Source organism: Streptomyces coacervatus (genome assembly GCF_029223485.1).
Classification (GTDB): domain Bacteria; phylum Actinomycetota; class Actinomycetes; order Streptomycetales; family Streptomycetaceae; genus Streptomyces; species Streptomyces coacervatus.
Map to the genome: position 1 here is coordinate 125,489 of NZ_JARHTP010000024.1, position 15,269 is coordinate 140,757.

The 15,269-nt window shown below is 67.3% G+C and carries 18 protein-coding genes; 3 read left to right on the forward strand and 15 right to left on the reverse strand.

Going from position 1 to position 15,269, the window contains the following annotated elements:
• Nucleotides 1-75: 75 nt before the first annotated feature.
• The 7 genes from P2Q00_RS42885 to P2Q00_RS42910 all read right to left on the reverse strand — a co-directional run bounded on the left by P2Q00_RS42885 (nucleotide 76) and on the right by P2Q00_RS42910 (nucleotide 6,247).
• Nucleotides 76-651, reverse strand: coding sequence for a DUF6650 family protein (locus P2Q00_RS42885; RefSeq protein WP_275780188.1), 576 nt, complete (start codon nucleotides 649-651; stop codon nucleotides 76-78).
• A 255-nt stretch (nucleotides 652-906) separates the two neighbouring features.
• A complete protein-coding gene (locus P2Q00_RS42890) occupies nucleotides 907-1,467 on the reverse strand; it encodes a HEAT repeat domain-containing protein (protein WP_275780189.1) in 561 nt (186 codons plus the stop codon).
• A 30-nt stretch (nucleotides 1,468-1,497) separates the two neighbouring features.
• A complete protein-coding gene (locus tag P2Q00_RS42895) occupies nucleotides 1,498-1,977 on the reverse strand; it encodes a hypothetical protein (RefSeq protein ID WP_275780190.1) in 480 nt (159 codons plus the stop codon).
• Nucleotides 1,974-3,227, reverse strand: coding sequence for an IS256 family transposase (locus P2Q00_RS42900; RefSeq protein WP_275780191.1), 1,254 nt, complete (start codon nucleotides 3,225-3,227; stop codon nucleotides 1,974-1,976). The genes P2Q00_RS42895 and P2Q00_RS42900 overlap by 4 nt, the downstream gene beginning before the upstream one ends.
• Nucleotides 3,228-3,277: 50 nt before the next feature.
• Nucleotides 3,278-3,730 (reverse strand): HEAT repeat domain-containing protein, encoded by a 453-nt coding sequence (locus tag P2Q00_RS51030; RefSeq protein ID WP_369293697.1) that lies wholly within the window; start codon nucleotides 3,728-3,730, stop codon nucleotides 3,278-3,280.
• On the reverse strand, nucleotides 3,630-5,024 hold the full coding sequence (locus P2Q00_RS42905) for a hypothetical protein (RefSeq protein WP_275780192.1): 1,395 nt from the start codon (nucleotides 5,022-5,024) through the stop codon (nucleotides 3,630-3,632). Before P2Q00_RS42905 ends, P2Q00_RS51030 begins: the two co-directional genes overlap by 101 nt.
• Before the next feature lie 656 nt (nucleotides 5,025-5,680).
• Nucleotides 5,681-6,247: a hypothetical protein gene (locus tag P2Q00_RS42910; RefSeq protein ID WP_275780193.1), complete on the reverse strand. Its 567-nt coding sequence runs from the start codon at nucleotides 6,245-6,247 to the stop codon at nucleotides 5,681-5,683.
• A gap of 6 nt (nucleotides 6,248-6,253) precedes the next feature.
• Here P2Q00_RS42910 and P2Q00_RS42915 point away from each other — a divergent pair, with 6 nt between their 5' ends.
• The gene (locus P2Q00_RS42915; RefSeq protein WP_275780195.1) at nucleotides 6,254-6,727 is read left to right on the forward strand and encodes a phosphoribosyltransferase family protein; all 474 of its coding nucleotides are present in this window, start codon (nucleotides 6,254-6,256) and stop codon (nucleotides 6,725-6,727) included.
• Nucleotides 6,728-6,769: 42 nt separating this feature from the next.
• On the opposite strand, the gene istB is transcribed toward P2Q00_RS42915, so the two are convergent.
• From istB to P2Q00_RS42950, 7 genes are all read right to left on the reverse strand, one after another.
• On the reverse strand, nucleotides 6,770-7,558 hold the full coding sequence (gene istB, locus P2Q00_RS42920; protein WP_425579548.1) for an IS21-like element helper ATPase IstB: 789 nt from the start codon (nucleotides 7,556-7,558) through the stop codon (nucleotides 6,770-6,772).
• Nucleotides 7,555-9,204 (reverse strand): IS21 family transposase, encoded by a 1,650-nt coding sequence (gene istA / locus P2Q00_RS42925; protein WP_338059408.1) that lies wholly within the window; start codon nucleotides 9,202-9,204, stop codon nucleotides 7,555-7,557. Before istA ends, istB begins: the two co-directional genes overlap by 4 nt.
• A 104-nt stretch (nucleotides 9,205-9,308) precedes the next feature.
• Nucleotides 9,309-10,172 carry a DUF932 domain-containing protein gene (locus P2Q00_RS42930; protein ID WP_275780196.1) on the reverse strand — a complete coding sequence of 288 codons (864 nt, stop codon included), beginning with the start codon at nucleotides 10,170-10,172 and terminating at the stop codon, nucleotides 9,309-9,311.
• Nucleotides 10,173-10,269: 97 nt separating this feature from the next.
• Nucleotides 10,270-10,488, reverse strand: a complete 219-nt coding sequence (locus P2Q00_RS42935) for a hypothetical protein (RefSeq protein WP_275780197.1) — start codon at nucleotides 10,486-10,488, stop codon at nucleotides 10,270-10,272.
• Entirely contained in the window at nucleotides 10,476-10,712 is a 237-nt protein-coding gene (locus tag P2Q00_RS42940) for a hypothetical protein (RefSeq protein WP_275780198.1), read from the reverse strand. The genes P2Q00_RS42935 and P2Q00_RS42940 overlap by 13 nt, the downstream gene beginning before the upstream one ends.
• A 78-nt stretch (nucleotides 10,713-10,790) precedes the next feature.
• A complete protein-coding gene (locus P2Q00_RS42945) occupies nucleotides 10,791-11,189 on the reverse strand; it encodes a DUF3846 domain-containing protein (protein WP_275780199.1) in 399 nt (132 codons plus the stop codon).
• A 747-nt stretch (nucleotides 11,190-11,936) separates the two neighbouring features.
• Nucleotides 11,937-13,553 (reverse strand): hypothetical protein, encoded by a 1,617-nt coding sequence (locus P2Q00_RS42950; protein ID WP_275780200.1) that lies wholly within the window; start codon nucleotides 13,551-13,553, stop codon nucleotides 11,937-11,939.
• Between the two features lie 168 nt (nucleotides 13,554-13,721).
• Between P2Q00_RS42950 and P2Q00_RS42955 the strand changes: the two genes are divergently transcribed.
• The gene (locus tag P2Q00_RS42955; RefSeq protein ID WP_275780201.1) at nucleotides 13,722-13,898 is read left to right on the forward strand and encodes a hypothetical protein; all 177 of its coding nucleotides are present in this window, start codon (nucleotides 13,722-13,724) and stop codon (nucleotides 13,896-13,898) included.
• Nucleotides 13,899-14,113: 215 nt separating this feature from the next.
• Here P2Q00_RS42955 and P2Q00_RS42960 read toward each other — a convergent pair whose 3' ends face one another.
• The gene (locus tag P2Q00_RS42960) at nucleotides 14,114-14,287 is read right to left on the reverse strand and encodes a DNA ligase-like domain-containing protein (protein WP_275780202.1); all 174 of its coding nucleotides are present in this window, start codon (nucleotides 14,285-14,287) and stop codon (nucleotides 14,114-14,116) included.
• Nucleotides 14,288-14,435: 148 nt separating this feature from the next.
• On the opposite strand from P2Q00_RS42960, the gene P2Q00_RS42965 reads away from it, so the two are divergent.
• Complete coding sequence (locus P2Q00_RS42965; protein ID WP_275780203.1) at nucleotides 14,436-15,215, forward strand: hypothetical protein; 780 nt, start codon at nucleotides 14,436-14,438, stop codon at nucleotides 15,213-15,215.
• Nucleotides 15,216-15,269 lie beyond the last annotated feature (54 nt).

Genomic DNA, 15,269 nt, shown 5'->3' on the forward strand with positions numbered 1-15,269 from the left:
GCGTGTCCGCAAGGCCGTCCAGTGACCTGGGAACGGTCTGGGCCGACTTAGGGCGGCCGTCTGCGACTGCACTTGCTACTGACGTGGGCCGGTCCCCGGGGGCATGTCAACATCGCGGTAGATCGAAGGTGGATCGTCCGATTCTGCGTCGCCAAGGTCCTGCGGAACGATCCGGGCCAGGTCGCCGTCCACGGGAATGTCGAAGAGGCTAGCGATCTCCGCGACCGCTGCTCCCACACGCGCACGCATCACACCGAGCGCCTGGGCGACCAGTGGGATGGCGTAACGCGCGGCGGGAAGGTTGTCGTGCCGTGCCCATGCGCCCCCAACATTGTTTCCGAGGCTGCTGTCGGTCAGGCACTGCCGTAGCGCGGCCTGGATCTCGCGCACCTCATCGCGGAGTTCGACCGACTCGCACTGCGGAATCTGCTCGCCGAGGTAGGCCCGCAGCTTCTCGATCGACTCCTCGACACCCACCACCTCATACATCAGCGGGTTGTACAGAACGCGGTGGTCCTCCAGCCGATGCAGGATCTGCCGCGCACGCCCCTGTTCGGCCTGGACGGTGTCCCAGCTGAGGCTCGCGCCCGTGAGGGAGACGCTGATGCCAGTTAGCCGCAGCTTCTTGTCCCGCCTTCGTCGCAGCACCACGTGAACGATCCCCCGTTCGTCTCGGATTCGGCCGGCTTGATGGCGGCTCGCCTTCAGAGGTGGGCGTCCCATTTACCCAGCCAGCATGAGGGGCGGGCAAGGCCTCCGCACGACAGCGTGCGCACTGCCGACCGGACAGGCAGGGGTCAGCGGCAGGAGGCAACGTCTGGGGCTGCGTACGTGAGGAGTTCGTCGCCGCATGCCCTCGGGTAAGACTTTGGGCTGTACCTGCCAGCTGGTCTCGCGTTCGGCTTCTCACGTTCCCAGAGGCCTCCGAGCGGTCTCGTTGACGTCCTCGTCCCGCTCCTGGGTGAAGTGTTGCAACGCCTCCTTCACTGCCGGGTCGTCGCGCCACACTCGCATGAGCTTTTGCGCTGCAGTGATCCTGACAGTCTTGTCTCTGTTGTCGGTCAGCCGTATCAACGCGTCACGGAGGTCGACGTCGTACGCCCCCAGGTCGGTGGCAAGTTGAAGCAGGACTGTGTGGCCGGCAGGCTCGTCTGGCCACTCACGCACCAGCTCTTGGGCCGCGGCGATCCTCACAGCCTCCACGTCATCGGTCGTCAAGCCTACGAGGGTGTCGTGGACGTTCCCGTCGTGACTCCCCAAGAGCGCCAGCTTCTTCGCAGCGGCGATTCGCGTTCGGGGATCCGTGTGGCTGGCGAGCTTGAAGAGGCTGTCGCGCACGGCATCAGCCCAGTGCCACACCTCTGCCAGCGCGCTCTCCGCCGACTTCCGCACGGACTCCTCTTCGGTGAAGGTCAAGCCGACCAGAGCCTCAGCTACATCCACATCGCGCTGCCACGACACCGCCATGGGAGAAATCGTCAAGACCTGTGGATCAAGTCAGTTGGGCTGGTCCCGGCGTCGCAGCTGACGGCTTGCTGCGTTTCGGACGCGGCGGGTTCGTCCGCGTTCTGCCAGCAGCCTGAGGGCCTTGGGTGAGGTCACGATCTGCGTGGTTGCGGCCATGCGCTGGAACCAGTCGGTTGCTCCGGTGAGTTCCTCGGCGGTCCATGGGTTGCCCAGGGCGATGGTTCTGAGCAGGGTCCACTCGCGCAGGCGGAGGGTGAGGAAGTCGCGATCCGCGATCACCTCGGTCATGGTCTGAGCCCAGGCGGTGAACCAGGGGCCGGTCAGCAAGTCGTCGGCGCGGCGGTCCAGATGGCGGCCCACCGCGCTGTCCGCCATCGTCGTGTCCTGGTCGCGCAGGACGGCGGCCACCAGGCCGGCCTCGTCCGCCTCGGCGACGGCCTCCAGGGCCTGCAGGTAGCGGGCGAAGCGCCGATGCTCGGCGGGCTCCTCGTCGAAGTGGGGGCCGATCATGCCGCGAGCCCTTCCGGCCGCTCAACCAGCCGGCCGCGCTCGAAGCGGGCACCTGCCCGGACCAGTGCAACGAGGTGAGGTGCGTTGACTGAGCGCCAGCGGGCCTGCGCAGATTCGATCAGCTTGAACACCATGCTCAGCGCGGCAGCCCGGCTGCCGGCGCCCTTGGTGACCTTGGTTCGCAGCCGGACGGTGGCGAAGGTTGACTCGATGGGGTTCGTGGTCCGCAGATGGATCCAGTGCTCGGCGGGAAAGTCGAAAAACGCCAGAAGCTCGTCCTCGTCGTCGGTGATCCGCTTGACGACCTTGGGGTACTTCGCCCCGTACTGCTTGGCGAATGCAGCGACGGCCTTGGCGGCGTGCTCCTTGTCCTCGGCGTTGTAGATCTCCTGGATCGCGCGCTTGGCGGCGGGCTGGGCCGACTTCGGCAGTGCGTCCAGGACGTTGGCGGTCTTGTGCACCCAGCACCGCTGGTGGCGAGTGTCGGGGAAGACCTCCTGCGACGCGTTCCAGAAGCCGAGTGCGCCGTCGCCGACCGCCAGGATCGGGGCTCGCATGCCCCGGCGGGCGCAGTCCCGCAGCAGCCCTGCCCACGCTTCGCACGACTCGCGGTAGCCGTCGGTCATCGCGATCAGCTCCTTCGTGCCGTCCGCGCGCACCCCCATCAACACCAGCACGGCGGCCTTTGCCTCTTCCAGTCGGATCCGCAGGTGGACGCCATCGGCCCAGACGTAGACGTAGTCGGTGGCGGACAGATCGCGGTCCATGAACGCCGTGTGGTCGGCCTGCCACTGGGCGGTCAGCCGGGTGACCGTCGTGGGCGAGAGGCCCGCCACGGAGCCGAGGAACTGCTCGAGCGCGGGCATGAAATCACCGGAGGACAGGCCATGGAGGTAGAGCAGCGGCAGCACTTCGCTGATCTTCGGGGACTTGCGGCACCAGGGCGGCAAGTTCGCCGAGGAGAACCGCTTGCGCTCACCGGTCGACTCATCGATCCGCCTGTCGTTCACCCGCGGGGCCCTGACCTCGACTGCCCCGGCCGCCGTGGTGACCTTCCTCGGCTGGTGGAAACCGTTGCGCACGACCAGACGCCGGCCGGTCTCGTCCCTCTGTTCTGCCAACTCGGCTATATAGGTGTCGACTTCGGCCTCCAGCGCGGCGGCCAGCATGCGTCGTGCGCCCTCCCTGACGATCTCGTCAATCAGGGAGCCCTTCGGGGTGGTGCCATCGGCGTTGACTACGCTGAGCACGGGCGTGCCTTCCCGACCGACGTTCGCAGCGTCGGCCTACTCGGTGACCTTCAATCGATCACTCGGGAAGGTACGCCCTTCGCGTGCCACCCCGAGGCCGATCCACAGATCCTGAGCATTGCTCCCGCCATGGTGGCCACGGCGCTAAACCGTGTGCGCTCGTCGTCGTGCCGGGCAAGTTTGAGGAGTAGGTCACGGACGTCAGGGTCGCCAGGCCATCCCTTGGCCAGGCAGCGGCCGAGGTGCATCTGGGAGTCCCTGTCCGTGTTGAAGACCCGTAGCATGGCGTTGCGGACCTCGGCGTTGCCTGGCCATCCTCCCGCCAGCGCGAGTCCGGCCAGGTGCCAGACGCTCTCCTCGTCATCGTCCAGGGCACGGATCAAGACGTTGCGGACTTCGGCATCACCTCGGTGGGTGTTTCCGAGCCCTTCGACGGCCGTTTCCCTGACCCTGTGGTCGGTGTCGAGGGTGAGTTGAAGGGAGCACTTCGCGGACGCCCGGATCGTTCGGCCATCCCTGCACCAGGAGTTCCGCGGCGGCAGCCCGGCTACCCCCCTGCTGGCTCAGGGGCTCCGGGCTCCCTTGGACAACCTCGAGCAGGGTTTCGCGGGCATCGGGGTGACCGGGCCAGAGACGACCCAGCTGGTCCAGAGCTGCCCGCTGGACAGCGCCATCGCGGTCGTGGGTGAGACGGAGGACGGCGTCGCGGGTTTCCTCCCGTTCGGGCCAGTCGCCAACATGACTTTCGAGGGCCAGAGCGCGATGGCTGGCTTGCGTAAGCCGTGAGGCGGCCACCAGCACGTCCAGCTCCTCGTTGGGGCTGACCGGGCCTTCGGCCATCACGGCGTGCTCTAGGTCGCGGACTGCCAGCTCTGCCTCGGTGTTGATGTCCCGGGCCTTGCTCAGTGCCCCGGCAATGTCGTCGAGTACGGGCTGGTCGAGGATGTCCTCCGGCGGGGCGGGGAGAGGCGTCGTCTGCGGGTCCTGGCTGAGGTGTACGAGGTCGACGGCCTCGGGGTGCAATGCGAGGCGTTGTTTCTCGGCGCGGGCTCGCTCCCACAGTCCTTCGAGTTCCCGGAGACGGTGCGCAGTCCGGTCGGCCTCTTCGTGAGCTTGGGCCTTGTAGGCCTGGGCCTGCTCGGTCACTCCCTGCAGCCGGGTGAGCTCCGCACGATCCATGCGGTCGTGGTAGGCCCTGGCCTCCAGGGCGTCCTGGCCAGAGATCAGGTCCCGCAACGCGCTGATGATGCGCAACAGCGTCGCCATGAGGATCTGGGCATCGTTGAGTGCGTATCGCAGGCGGGTCTCGGTGTGGCGAACCCGTTCAAGTTCAACTTCGAGACGCAGCGCGGCGATCGTCTCGACATGGGAGCCCTCTTCCAGGGCGGAGCTTGGGCGCCGAGACGGAATGCGTGCGGGGTTGTGGTCGACGATTCTGTTCACGACAGCGTGGATCAGTTGTTCGGCTCTTTGGACGAGGTCACGGTGTTGATTCTCGGTCAGCTGGCCTACCCGGCTGGTGATCGTGAGGAATTGACGCGTGAACGGCAGAAGCTGACGGGGCACGGACTGACCGTTGAGGATTCGGCCGAGCTCCGACTTGGAGACGCTCATCGCCCCCACCGGCGATCCCGGTGCGCTGCCGGCTGCCGCTGCCTTCTGCTCTCGTTCCTTCTGCGCGCAGTTGAAGGCTTCGGACACTTGGCGCAGCGTGAGGCCAGCCTTGCGGGCCTGGCCCTGTAGGAAGTCCGCGTACTCCTGCTGCGGATCGCTCTCGGCGCCACTCTGACTGATCATGGCCTCCACGCCGCCCGGGCCTGCGTCGAAGCCCTCATGTCCCGCACTTCCCCACCGTGTCCCCGGGACAGAGAACTGTCCTGGCCTCGCTGCCCGGTGTGATCTGCGCCGTCGCGCCGACTGTCCCGGGCTGTCCCAGCACGTCCCGTGGCCAGTTGGGGACCGGTTCCTGACGGCCCATTGTCTCCTCATCTCGCCCGGCTTCGCAGCAATGCCGGGGATCACGCGAAGGAGGACGGGTCCGTGCCCGCCATGCTCAACTGTCCTACTGCTCCGTCCGTTGGCACCCCGGTTTCGGCTGGAGTACGGGACGCAGCGGTTCACCTCCTGTTGGCAGCTGTGCCTGAGTGCCTCGGAGCCTTGGCGGCGACCCTCGTCGTCTCCGCGGCCTCGTGGATCCTGTCTCGGGTCAGCCGCTCTCCGCGCCGCCGGGAGCAAGACCAGGCCGACGATGCGGCCTGCCTGCGGCATGCCTCACCGATCGGACAGACCCCCGTCGGTGAGCTGGAACCGCGGAGCATTCGGTTGCTCGAAGCCTCCGCCGAGGGTGCGGCCTTGTCACCTGCGGTGGACCGGCAACCGTCGGATTGCACGCCGGAGGCCCGGCGGCGCGGGTGACAAGCTCGCGCATGCTCGGCACCGCTGCGCGGGATGCGTTATCGACGGTCGGTGACATCCCGGGCCGCGTAGGCAAGGAGCTCGTTGAGGGCGGCCTCGTTCGACCCGGGCGGACGGGTCCGCCACTCCCCCAGCGTCTCCCGGACGGTCTGCGTAACAGCCAATGCATGCTGCACGAGGTCGTCGTCGAGCGCTGTCACCTCTCCGCTCGCGGTTCGGCCGGTGATGACGATGGGGCCGGCCAGCGGGTACAGGGGCATGCCACGCCAGGCGCTCGCCAGGGCCCACGCGGCCAGGTTCTGGGGAAAGCCGAGATTCAGGCCGTTGCCGTGAATGTGCAGAACGGCCCGCCGGTGGTACACCCCTTGGTCGACTGGCTGTGGAGGTCTGAGCGGGAGTCGTTTCGCGGTGTGTTGGGGAGTCACTGAGCGCGTGTTGGCATGATCAATCGCGATGGCTTTTGATGTCACTCGCCGCCGGTTCAGTTTTGTCTTCGGGCGCCGATATTGGGTTGCCGCGTTGGTTCGGCACTCGGGAGACTCGCGCTCATGCCTACGACTGCGCGTGATCTGACGCTTGAACACTTCCGGTGGATCGATGGTCACGCGGATGTGTGGGCGATCTTCCGGGATGCCAAGGCGCTGGCCGCGGTGGTAGCTGGTCTCGTGGAACCGTTCCGGGACGAGCGGATCACAGCGGTCTGCGGGATCGAGTCACGGGGATTCCTTCTGGGTGGTGCCGCAGCCGTCGAACTCGGCGTCGGATTCGTGCCCGTCCGGAAGGGTGAGGGCCTCTTCCCGGGCGGCAAAGTCGTGCGTCAGTCGTCCCCCGACTACCGACGCCTTCGTCACACACTGCGACTCCAGCGATCCTCGCTGGGGCCTGGGGACCGTGTCCTGCTGATCGATGACTGGATCGAGACCGGCAGCCAGGCTGCGGCCGTCAGGAGCATGGCCGAGGAGTGCGGCTCCGTCTGGATGGGATGCAGCGTCATCGTTGATCAGCTCACCGATTCGCCGGAGCACACTCTCGGCACCGTTCGAGGGCTGCTGACTGCGCAGGAACTTCCACCGTGCGAATCCTGAAAGCAACTCAGCGAGGGTGAGGATGGGTTCGGGCAGTGGAGCTCAGCTCGCGGCTTGGTCGGCCTGGGCTTTGGTGTGAGCGAGGCGGTAGGAGTCGGTGCCGGTCTGGATGATGGCGCCGTTGAAGGTGAGCCGGTCCACGATGGCTGCGCAGAGCCGGGGGTCGGTGAAGGTCTTGGTCCATCCACTGAAACTCTCGTTCGAAGCGATAGCGACGCTGTTCTTCTCCTCGCGCTCCGTTAGAACCTGAAACAGCAGCTCAGCGCCCCTGCGGTCAAGTTCCATATAGCCGAGTTCATCAATGCATAAAAGGTCAACGCGCCCGTAGCGGGCGATGGTCTTGGTCAGCTGCTTCTCGTCGGCGGCCTCGACCAGCTCGTTCACGAGCTTGGTGGCCAGCACGTAGCGGACCCGGAAACCGTTCATCGCGGCCTCGGTGCCCAGCGCGATCAGCAGATGGGACTTGCCGGTGCCCGAGTCCCCGATCAGGCAGAGCGGCTCTCCCTTCTTGACCCACTCGCAGGTCGCCAGGGTGTTGACGGTGGCCGGGTCGACGTTCGGATTGGCCTCGAAGTCGAAGGTCCGCAGTGACTTGTCCCGGGGAAACGCGGCAGCCTTGATGCGGCGCTCGGAACGACGCCGGGCCCGGTCGTCGCACTCGGTCATCAGCAGCTCGGCCAGGAAGGCCCGATATGACATCTGGTCGCGGGCCGCGCCGTCGGCCAGGTCGGCGAACTGCTGGCGGATAGAGGGCAGTCGCAGCAGTCGGCATGCCTGCTCGATCGAGGCTGCGGCGGCTTCTTCGGTCAGTCCGCGCTTGCGTGGGCTCATGATCCCTCTTTCTCGTTTCCGGTCCTGCGGCCGTGCCGGTTCAGGAGCTGGTCGTAGTGGGCCACCGAAGGCAGCGGCCGGTTGTCCGGCGGCAGGTGGGACAGCCGCCAGTCGGACAGGAACGTGACCGTCGCCGCGGGCCCCTCCGCGCGACCTGTGCCAGGGACCGGGGCGGGCAGTTCCCCACTGTCGCCTTCGGCTGCTTTGCGTGCCTCCAGCGCGACCGCGTCCGCGGTCAGAGCCCCCGCCCGAAACGCGGCGGCCAGCCCCGCGACGACATGTTCGTGTTCCATGTGCCGCGCCAGCAGCAGGACCTCGATCAGGGCCCTGGTGCCGGCCGCGTCCCCGTGCGCCGCGCAGGCCGCCGTCCACCACCGGTCGTGGACCGGGGTGAACCGGCCCGCGGAGCGGGCCTGTTCCAGCGGAGTCGAGCCCGGAAAGGCGCCGGGCTTGCGCAACAGGGCCTCCAGATAGTGATCGAGCACGAGCCGGGAGCCACCCCGGCCGCTGAGCCGCTCGTGGCGGGCAACCTCGGTGCGGCCGTCGTAGACCGCGAGATCGTTGGCGTGCAGCAGGACCCGCAGCTGCCGACCGATGAACCTCACCGGCACCGAATAGGCGTTGGAGCGGACCGTGATCTGCCCGAAGCGGTTGACGCGCGGAGTGAACCACCGTCCCGTCTCGAACACCTCCCTGGGCAGCGGTCTCAGCAGCGGCTGCTCGCCAGCGAAGGACTCCCCGATGGTGCGGGTCCGCGAGCGCAGCCGGCGGCCCTCGTCCTCCAGGTCCCACCGGTCGACCAGCTCGTTCAGCTCCGCCAGCGAAGCGACCTCGGGGACCGGGACGAAGTGGTTGCGGCGGTAGTAGCCGATCTGTCCCTCGACGCCGCCCTTCTCGTGCGCGCCCTCGATGCCGGGGCGGCAGTAGAAGGCATCGATGCCCCAGTGCGAACGAAACGCCGTCCAGCGATCCGACTCCACCCGGGCCCGCCCCAGGCCCAGCACCCGCTCGACCGCAGCCCGCAGGTCGTCGTAGCGGATCTTCCCGCGCGGGACACCACCCAGCCTGCGAAACGCGTGCTCGTGTCCTTCCAGGAAGGCCTCCTGCCCGCAAGAGGCGAACACCCGGTGCACCGCTTTGCCGGAGTAGGACAGCCGCAACGAGAACAGGAAGACCCTGGCGGGCTCCCCGGCGAGCACGATGTGCACGTCACCGAAGTCGACCTCCGCCTCCACCCCGGGCAGATGCCTCTGCGGCACGAACATCGCCTCCGGGCCCACCCCGGCCTTGCGGCGGATCTCCCTGCGGCGGTCCTTCACATAGAGGCGGACCATGCAGTACGAAATGTCGCGGGCCTCGTGCCCCTCGACCAGCCGGTCAAAGATCCGCTGAGCGGTGTGCCGCTGCTTGGGCGGTGCATCCAGATCTGCCCGCAGCATCGCGTCGATCAACGGCTTGTAGGGGTCGAGCCGCGATTCCTGGCGCCGCGACTTCTTGCGTGGCTCCGGCCACTTCCCGTCCAAGGCCCGCCGCACGGTTCGCCACGTCACGTTGTGCACCCGCTGCAACGACCGCATCGACATCCCCAGCAGGTGATCCTTGCGAATCGCCGCGTACAACTCCACCTTCGACTGTGAGTTACCCACGAGGCCCCCAGCCCTTGAGCACACCTCACAGTCCCACCGCAAGCCCCCAACTGACGTCAAAACAAACCGTCATCGCAAACTCGGTCAGAACACGACTCCCGCACTCATCGCGAAACGACTCCCCAACTCACGTTCATAGCCACGAGGGTGCGGCGGGCTTCCTTGATCTGGTTCGTGGCTCCGGCCGTGTGGCGCACCGCCCAGCGTGAGGCCGCGTCGCGCACCGCGAAGCGCTCGGTGTTGGCGCAGACCGGCCGCCAGGGCGTTACAACGCACTGGAACTGCCCCTGCCCGCTGTGGTCGTTCATCACCGCGACGTACGGGACGACGACGTCGTTGATGCCCTCAGCGTCGACGGTGACGGACTCGGGGAGCCTGATCGAGATGAACACGCGGCGCCCGCCCCGGATCACTCCAGCGGACTCCCACACGACATCGAAGCGCCCCACCAGCTCCTGGAGGAACTCGAACCCGGCGCGGTTCTGGATCGGCTGATAGCGGCGGCCGACGGCGCCGAGCGCGGCGCCGGTGTCTTCGCGAACCGTGTGGAACTGGTCCGCGTGCTCGCGCAGTTCGCCGTCCCACTGGTACAGGGCGGGGACGGTGGTGACGGTGAAGTCGAGCCCGCCTTCGCCAAGCACGGTGTCGATGTCTGTGGTGCCGCCGGGGATGATCTGGCCCAGTCCGTGCCAGGCCGGGGACGACGCGTACAGGGCGATCGTGCCGTCCGCGCGGGAGTCGAGACCGTGGTTCGCGAGGATCGCGTCAATCTCGCCTTCGGCGTTGCGGGAGACCGTGAACACTTCGCCCCGGTCCCAGCCGGTCAGGACCTCGTATTGGTTGCCGCCGAGCAGACGGATTTCGCCCCGGTCGACGCGGGCCTGGAAGGTGCGCTCACGGTTGCATACGGCGGCGATCTGGCGGGCCTTCTCGTCGGCGAAGGCGGTGTTCACGTCGGTGATGGTCACGGTGTACTCCTTGGGACTTCGTCGGGTGTGACTTCGGTCGGTCCCGGCGGCGGGGGTGCCACTCCCCCGGCCGCCGGGGTGGATGGGTGCTGGCTGGTCAGACGGCCAGGACGTCGTGCCCGAGCTGTGCCAGCCGCATGGCCATGTGGGCGGCCGTCTGTCGGTCCTGGCCGGGCTGGGTGAAGGCTTCGATGTCGGACTGCCAGGTGAAGGCGGCGCCCTCGATGGCGGCGCGGGTCTCGTCGTCGAGGTCGTCGGCGCACTCCGGGGCGACGACGACGGCGCCGAGCTGGGTGTCAGTGGTCACCAGGAACATGGGTCCTCTTCTTGGCAGTAGGCGTGGGCCTGATCGGCTGCGGAATCCGCGTCGGGGGCATCGAATTCCATTGCCCAGCGGGTGAATTCTTCTTCGCTGGTTTTGAGAATTACGAATTCGTCGGCGACGGGTCCGGGGATTACTCCAGCGATGAATAGGTCGCTCATGTCGACGTCCGAGCGCAGGCCGATGACGGTGAAAGTCTGAACAGCCGCGTTCTGCATTGGCTGTTCCCTCTCTGCTGAATTGCTCGGGGTTGGCTGGCCCCCGGACGGGGGCGGGGGCCAGCGCGTGACCTGTGATCAGGAGCGGGGACGGGGCATGAGGCCGACCGTGGCCATGTCGAGGTAGAGGTCGATCAGGGCGAGGGCCTGGGGGTGGCTGAGTCCGGCGGCGTTGCCGTCGGCGTCGGGGGTGCCGGTGAGGACGACGTCGCCGAGGTACGGCAGCGGGGTGGGCCGGTAGAGCCCGATGAGGCCGTGGGCGGCCCTGTTGGGCTTCTCGCCGTACGCTGCGGCGTCCTCGTCGACCCACAGGGTCAGGGTGGTGGTGAGGTCGACCGGGCGGGCGGTGTCGCAGCACAGCGCGTGGCGCGGGTTGCTGACGGGGAGCCAGGCCAGCAGGCGGAAGACGCCGGTTGGCTGGATGATCAGGGCGAAGCGCTGGTCATCGCTGGCGGTAGTGGTGGTGATCGGGGACATAGGTGCCCTCCTGAACTGGGGTGTGGGTCTTCGGTGTTGGGGCCTTGCCACAGGACCGGCCAACAAGACAAATATACCGCACTAGTATCAGGATTTGCAGGGGTGGCACGATCTTTCTTTGGGGTATTTCGCCTGGCCAGAGCGGGTTTTGAGGCGCCCGGCCGGGACACGTCGCGGGGCGTGTCGGGGCCCGTGGCGCGCAGCGTCGCGGGCAAGGGATTCGGCAGCGCGGAGCGAGGGAGCAGGGCGCGGAGCGCACTGGGACCGCCTGCCGTATCCCGCAGCGCGTGAGAGCGCGGAGCGCTCGGTCCGGGCGGGCGCGGAGCGGCTGCCCGACACGCGGCAAGGCGGTACGGCGCGCGGAGCGTGCCTTACCGCCGACCGGCACGCACGGCGGTGCGCCCCGGCCGAGGAGAGAACTGATGCTGCGCCCCACTCTGCCGCGCCTGGACGACTCTGTGTCCGGCTGCCTCCGGGGAGGCCGTGAGGTCGGCACCCGCGCCCTCCTCAAGGGCGCTGCGAGGGTTACTTGCTGTCCCGGGGTGTGAAGCCACGCCCCGGGACAGCACACGGGGATCAGCCGACCAGCTCAACCTCACGTGTCCCGTTGCCGGAATGGTCGAGCCCTCGGGGTCGAGATCGACGCTCGCCACCTGGACCGCGTCCTGGTGCTCGCCTTGCACGGTAGAGCGGCGTCGACAGGGTCGCTGGCATCCAGATAGATGTCCCAGCGCACAAGGTAGGAAGTCACGCGTCGGCGAAGACAGGCGGTACCTGCACCGGCGGCATGTCGAGAGTGCGCTTGCGGACTTGGGGGACCGAGAGCAGTGCGACGTAATTCTGGCGGCCCGCGTACTCGAGCATCTGGCGGACCGTGACGATGTCCTTTTCCATGCGTTCAGCCATCAGCGCCTCGATCAGCCATGTCGCATCCGTGTCGCTGAGCTGCAGCGCGATGGGTGAGATGAACCAGGCCGGGCCGACCCGTGCCACTGCGGTCAGGAGTTGGTAGGCGTCCGCGTCCTGCTCTGACGCGCGCAATGCAGCCACGGTGGCGACCAGTTCGCCGGGCGAGCGGTTCGCTGCGATCGCGCTCAGCAGCTTGTAAGCGTAAAGGCCCCCGTTTGGGTAGGAGCGCAGCTCGGTCAGCAGGGCACAGAGATGGGGCGGGGTTCCCTGAGCGCCTGCGACGTACAGCATCTCGTGGGCCAGGTCCCAGTCCTTCTGACTGTCGTCGACGCGAAGCAGGACCCCCATCACCCCGACGAAGAGATCCGCCGGCGCGTCAAGGGCGAAGGAGACGAACGAAGATCCACGCGCCTTCATCTCCCGCACCTGCGTCAGGATCCGCAGTGTCAAGGTTTCAGCATCCAGCTCGGTGTCCGACGGGTCGGCTGCGTCCCCGGTCTCGGCTATGACGGAGTTGTCCAATGGATCGTCCAGTTGCAGCGCACAGGCGAGCTGGTCGAGACGCCGGGCCCCGTCGTCCAGGTGCCGCGAGGCTTTGGCCAGCGCGTCATCGATGTCGTCCGCTTCCGCCTCGAAGTCCTCGCCATCGGATGCCGAGGGACCGGGAACCGTCAGTGGGGGCGAGTTATCCGGTCGTCCGGTGCCCTGACGAAGCCGCTCGAGTTCCTCATTGAGGGTGCGGATCTGTTCGGCTGCTTCTTCGGCCAGCCGGTCGGCCTTGCTGCGTTCCTCCCGGGCACGTTCGAGTTCGGCTTCCGCGGACCGCCGCTGCTCTTCACTGCGCGCCAGCTTCTGACTCACCTCCTCCAGCTGTTGAGGACGGTGTTCGCGCTCCCGTAGCCTGTCGCGCTCAGCATGCAGGGTGGTGATGTCGCGCTGCAGCTTGTCGACCATGGTCAACAGCACCATGACCATCTGATGGCTTCTGGAGCGCTCACGATCCAGTTCCACGGCGCGCTCCCACGCCCGCATCAGCTTGTCCTGCAGGGCCAGTGAACGCCTCTGCACGGCGACCAGCTCGTTCGCCAGCGCAGCCGGGTCCGGCTTCCTCTCGGTGGTCTTCGCCGGCCGGGTGGAGTCTTTGTGCGAGGCTAGGGCGCGGGCTTCGGTGAGCATCCGCTCCCGGAGCGCGGCATCGTCACCGGAGCAGATATCAGCGATCGCCTGGACGAATTCATCGTCCAGGCGCACCCCGGCAAGCCGCTCGCCGATGGTGGAACGGCCAGGTATACGCCCGCTGCTGAAGTGCTCAGGCGTCAGATGCGCCGCGACGTCATCGATGCGCAGCTGCGCTGTGTCCAGCCAGCCCCGCAGCAGACTCGCCAGGGCGTCGGCCTGCTTCGTGGGGCCTTTGAGATCACCCCACGGCCTGGTACGCCGCTTTAAGTCACCCAACCCGCTTCTCCATCCGTCCTTGGCGCTGTCCGACCTTGTCCGGCCCATCGGCCAGACAACTGGAACGGTCCTTCCAGCGCGGTGCAGGGTGTGCAACACCGCACGACACAAGCCCCACCACCAGGGGCATACCGCCGTGTTCGTACGCACGTTTGGGAGACCCTATCGATGCTCGATCTTCTCCAGCACACCCTTCACCAGATCCTCCACGGACTCGTGACCGAGCTGCCCTCACAACTCGCCACAACAGCCATCGCCGCCCTCACCGTCGGCGCTCTACGCGCCCGACGTCGTCGCCGACTGACGACCCGCACTAAGCCGTCGCCCCCACCCAACAACTCGTAGCTCCTGGGACACCACGGCAACCCGGCAGGGGCCAAAAGGCGCGGCGCGCCGAGGGCAAGGACCGGCAACGCGGAGCGAGGAAGCAGGGCGCGGAGCCTGCCGGCTCTGGAGCTGGCCGAAGTACAGACGGCCCTCGTGCGGCACGACGAGTTCGCCGTCGAGGACCAGGTCCTCCTCGAGCGCCGCCGCGGCGGCGATCTCCGGGAACGCCGGCGTCAGATCCGCGCCATGCGCGACTGGAGCATCGCCCTGCCGGTCCGGGCGAACAGCACGGCCCGGAACCCGTCTGGCTTCTGCTCGGCGACCAGGCGCCCGGGCAGCGCCTTGTCCGAGGGCAACTCGCGCAGCGCTTCGGCCAGCATCGGCTCGATAGCAGGAGACAGCGTCACTTGATCACTTTTAGCCGGGGCGGCATCTCAGCGCGCGTCGGTTCGAACGGCCCGAGACGCGGTCTGAACGACGTAGGCGCGCCCCAGCTGCGCGAGCGTGCGCTAACGTCCCGCTACTGCAGATGAGTTAGGGGGGATCGTGCCGCAAGTGAACACGCAGGCATTCACCTGGTTGAGAAGTCGACCTCGGACTACGCGCATCGTCATATGCGTCGGCATTCCAGCCGGAATCGCCTGCTTTGCCTTTGGCGTGTGGCTCGACTCTGTCGACTGGTGGTCGCGCCACAGCTACGTCCTGAACATCTTCTCCGGCCTCACCGGTGTCTGCTTCGGTGTCCCCTTCGCGCTCGTGGGACTGGACTACCTGATCAAGAATCAGGAGGAGCACCGAGAGGCCGAGCGAGTCCGTGCGCGGGCCGTCGTCGCGGCCTCCGTCTTCGTGGAGAGCCTGCTGGATGTCTTCAACGGCCTCACCCTGGACGAGGTGTCAGACAGGGTGCGTGCTCTCCTCAGCGAGGCCCTGGCGATCAAAATGATGCGCGGCAATGATCCGGGCCGAAAGGACCGCGAGGGCGACTTGCGCGTTGCTTTCAACGAACTGCTCCCGGCGCCTGGGGGACGACCTCACGGCACGTGGTCATCGTTTCCTCGGCACAGCAACGAAGCCCAGAACATGCGGTTGTGGCGGGTAGGGGTGCAAAAGAGTTGGCGGAGGCTCGACGGGGTGAGAGCCGAGATGGCTGACGCTTGGATCGACAAGGCCACGGAGACTGCCGCCGATCAGGCCGTTGAGGACTTGCTGACGGGCGGACGCAGTCCCTGGAAAGCGCATCACGAGGGGGAGGGTGCGGAGGCGATGCGGAACTTCCTCCGCGACCTCAAGGCCCTGTGCGAGGCAGCAGAGGCGTTGGAAGCCCACACGAGGTGACAGGGCTTCCAGTGACATCGCCCGCCTGGTGACCCTGATGCCCGGTCTGCTGTA

Bases quoted from the DNA above. Each gene is read 5' to 3' on its own strand.
- P2Q00_RS42890 (WP_275780189.1), bottom strand. From the start codon at position 1,467: ATGGCGGTGTCGTGGCAGCGCGATGTGGATGTAGCTGAGGCTCTGGTC.
- P2Q00_RS42895 (WP_275780190.1), bottom strand. From the start codon at position 1,977: ATGATCGGCCCCCACTTCGACGAGGAGCCCGCCGAGCATCGGCGCTTC.
- P2Q00_RS42905 (WP_275780192.1), bottom strand. From the start codon at position 5,024: ATGATCAGTCAGAGTGGCGCCGAGAGCGATCCGCAGCAGGAGTACGCG.
- istB (WP_425579548.1), bottom strand. From the start codon at position 7,558: ATGAGCCCACGCAAGCGCGGACTGACCGAAGAAGCCGCCGCAGCCTCG.
- P2Q00_RS42935 (WP_275780197.1), bottom strand. From the start codon at position 10,488: ATGTTCCTGGTGACCACTGACACCCAGCTCGGCGCCGTCGTCGTCGCC.
- P2Q00_RS42940 (WP_275780198.1), bottom strand. From the start codon at position 10,712: ATGCAGAACGCGGCTGTTCAGACTTTCACCGTCATCGGCCTGCGCTCG.
- P2Q00_RS42945 (WP_275780199.1), bottom strand. From the start codon at position 11,189: ATGTCCCCGATCACCACCACTACCGCCAGCGATGACCAGCGCTTCGCC.
- P2Q00_RS42955 (WP_275780201.1), top strand. From the start codon at position 13,722: ATGCTCGATCTTCTCCAGCACACCCTTCACCAGATCCTCCACGGACTC.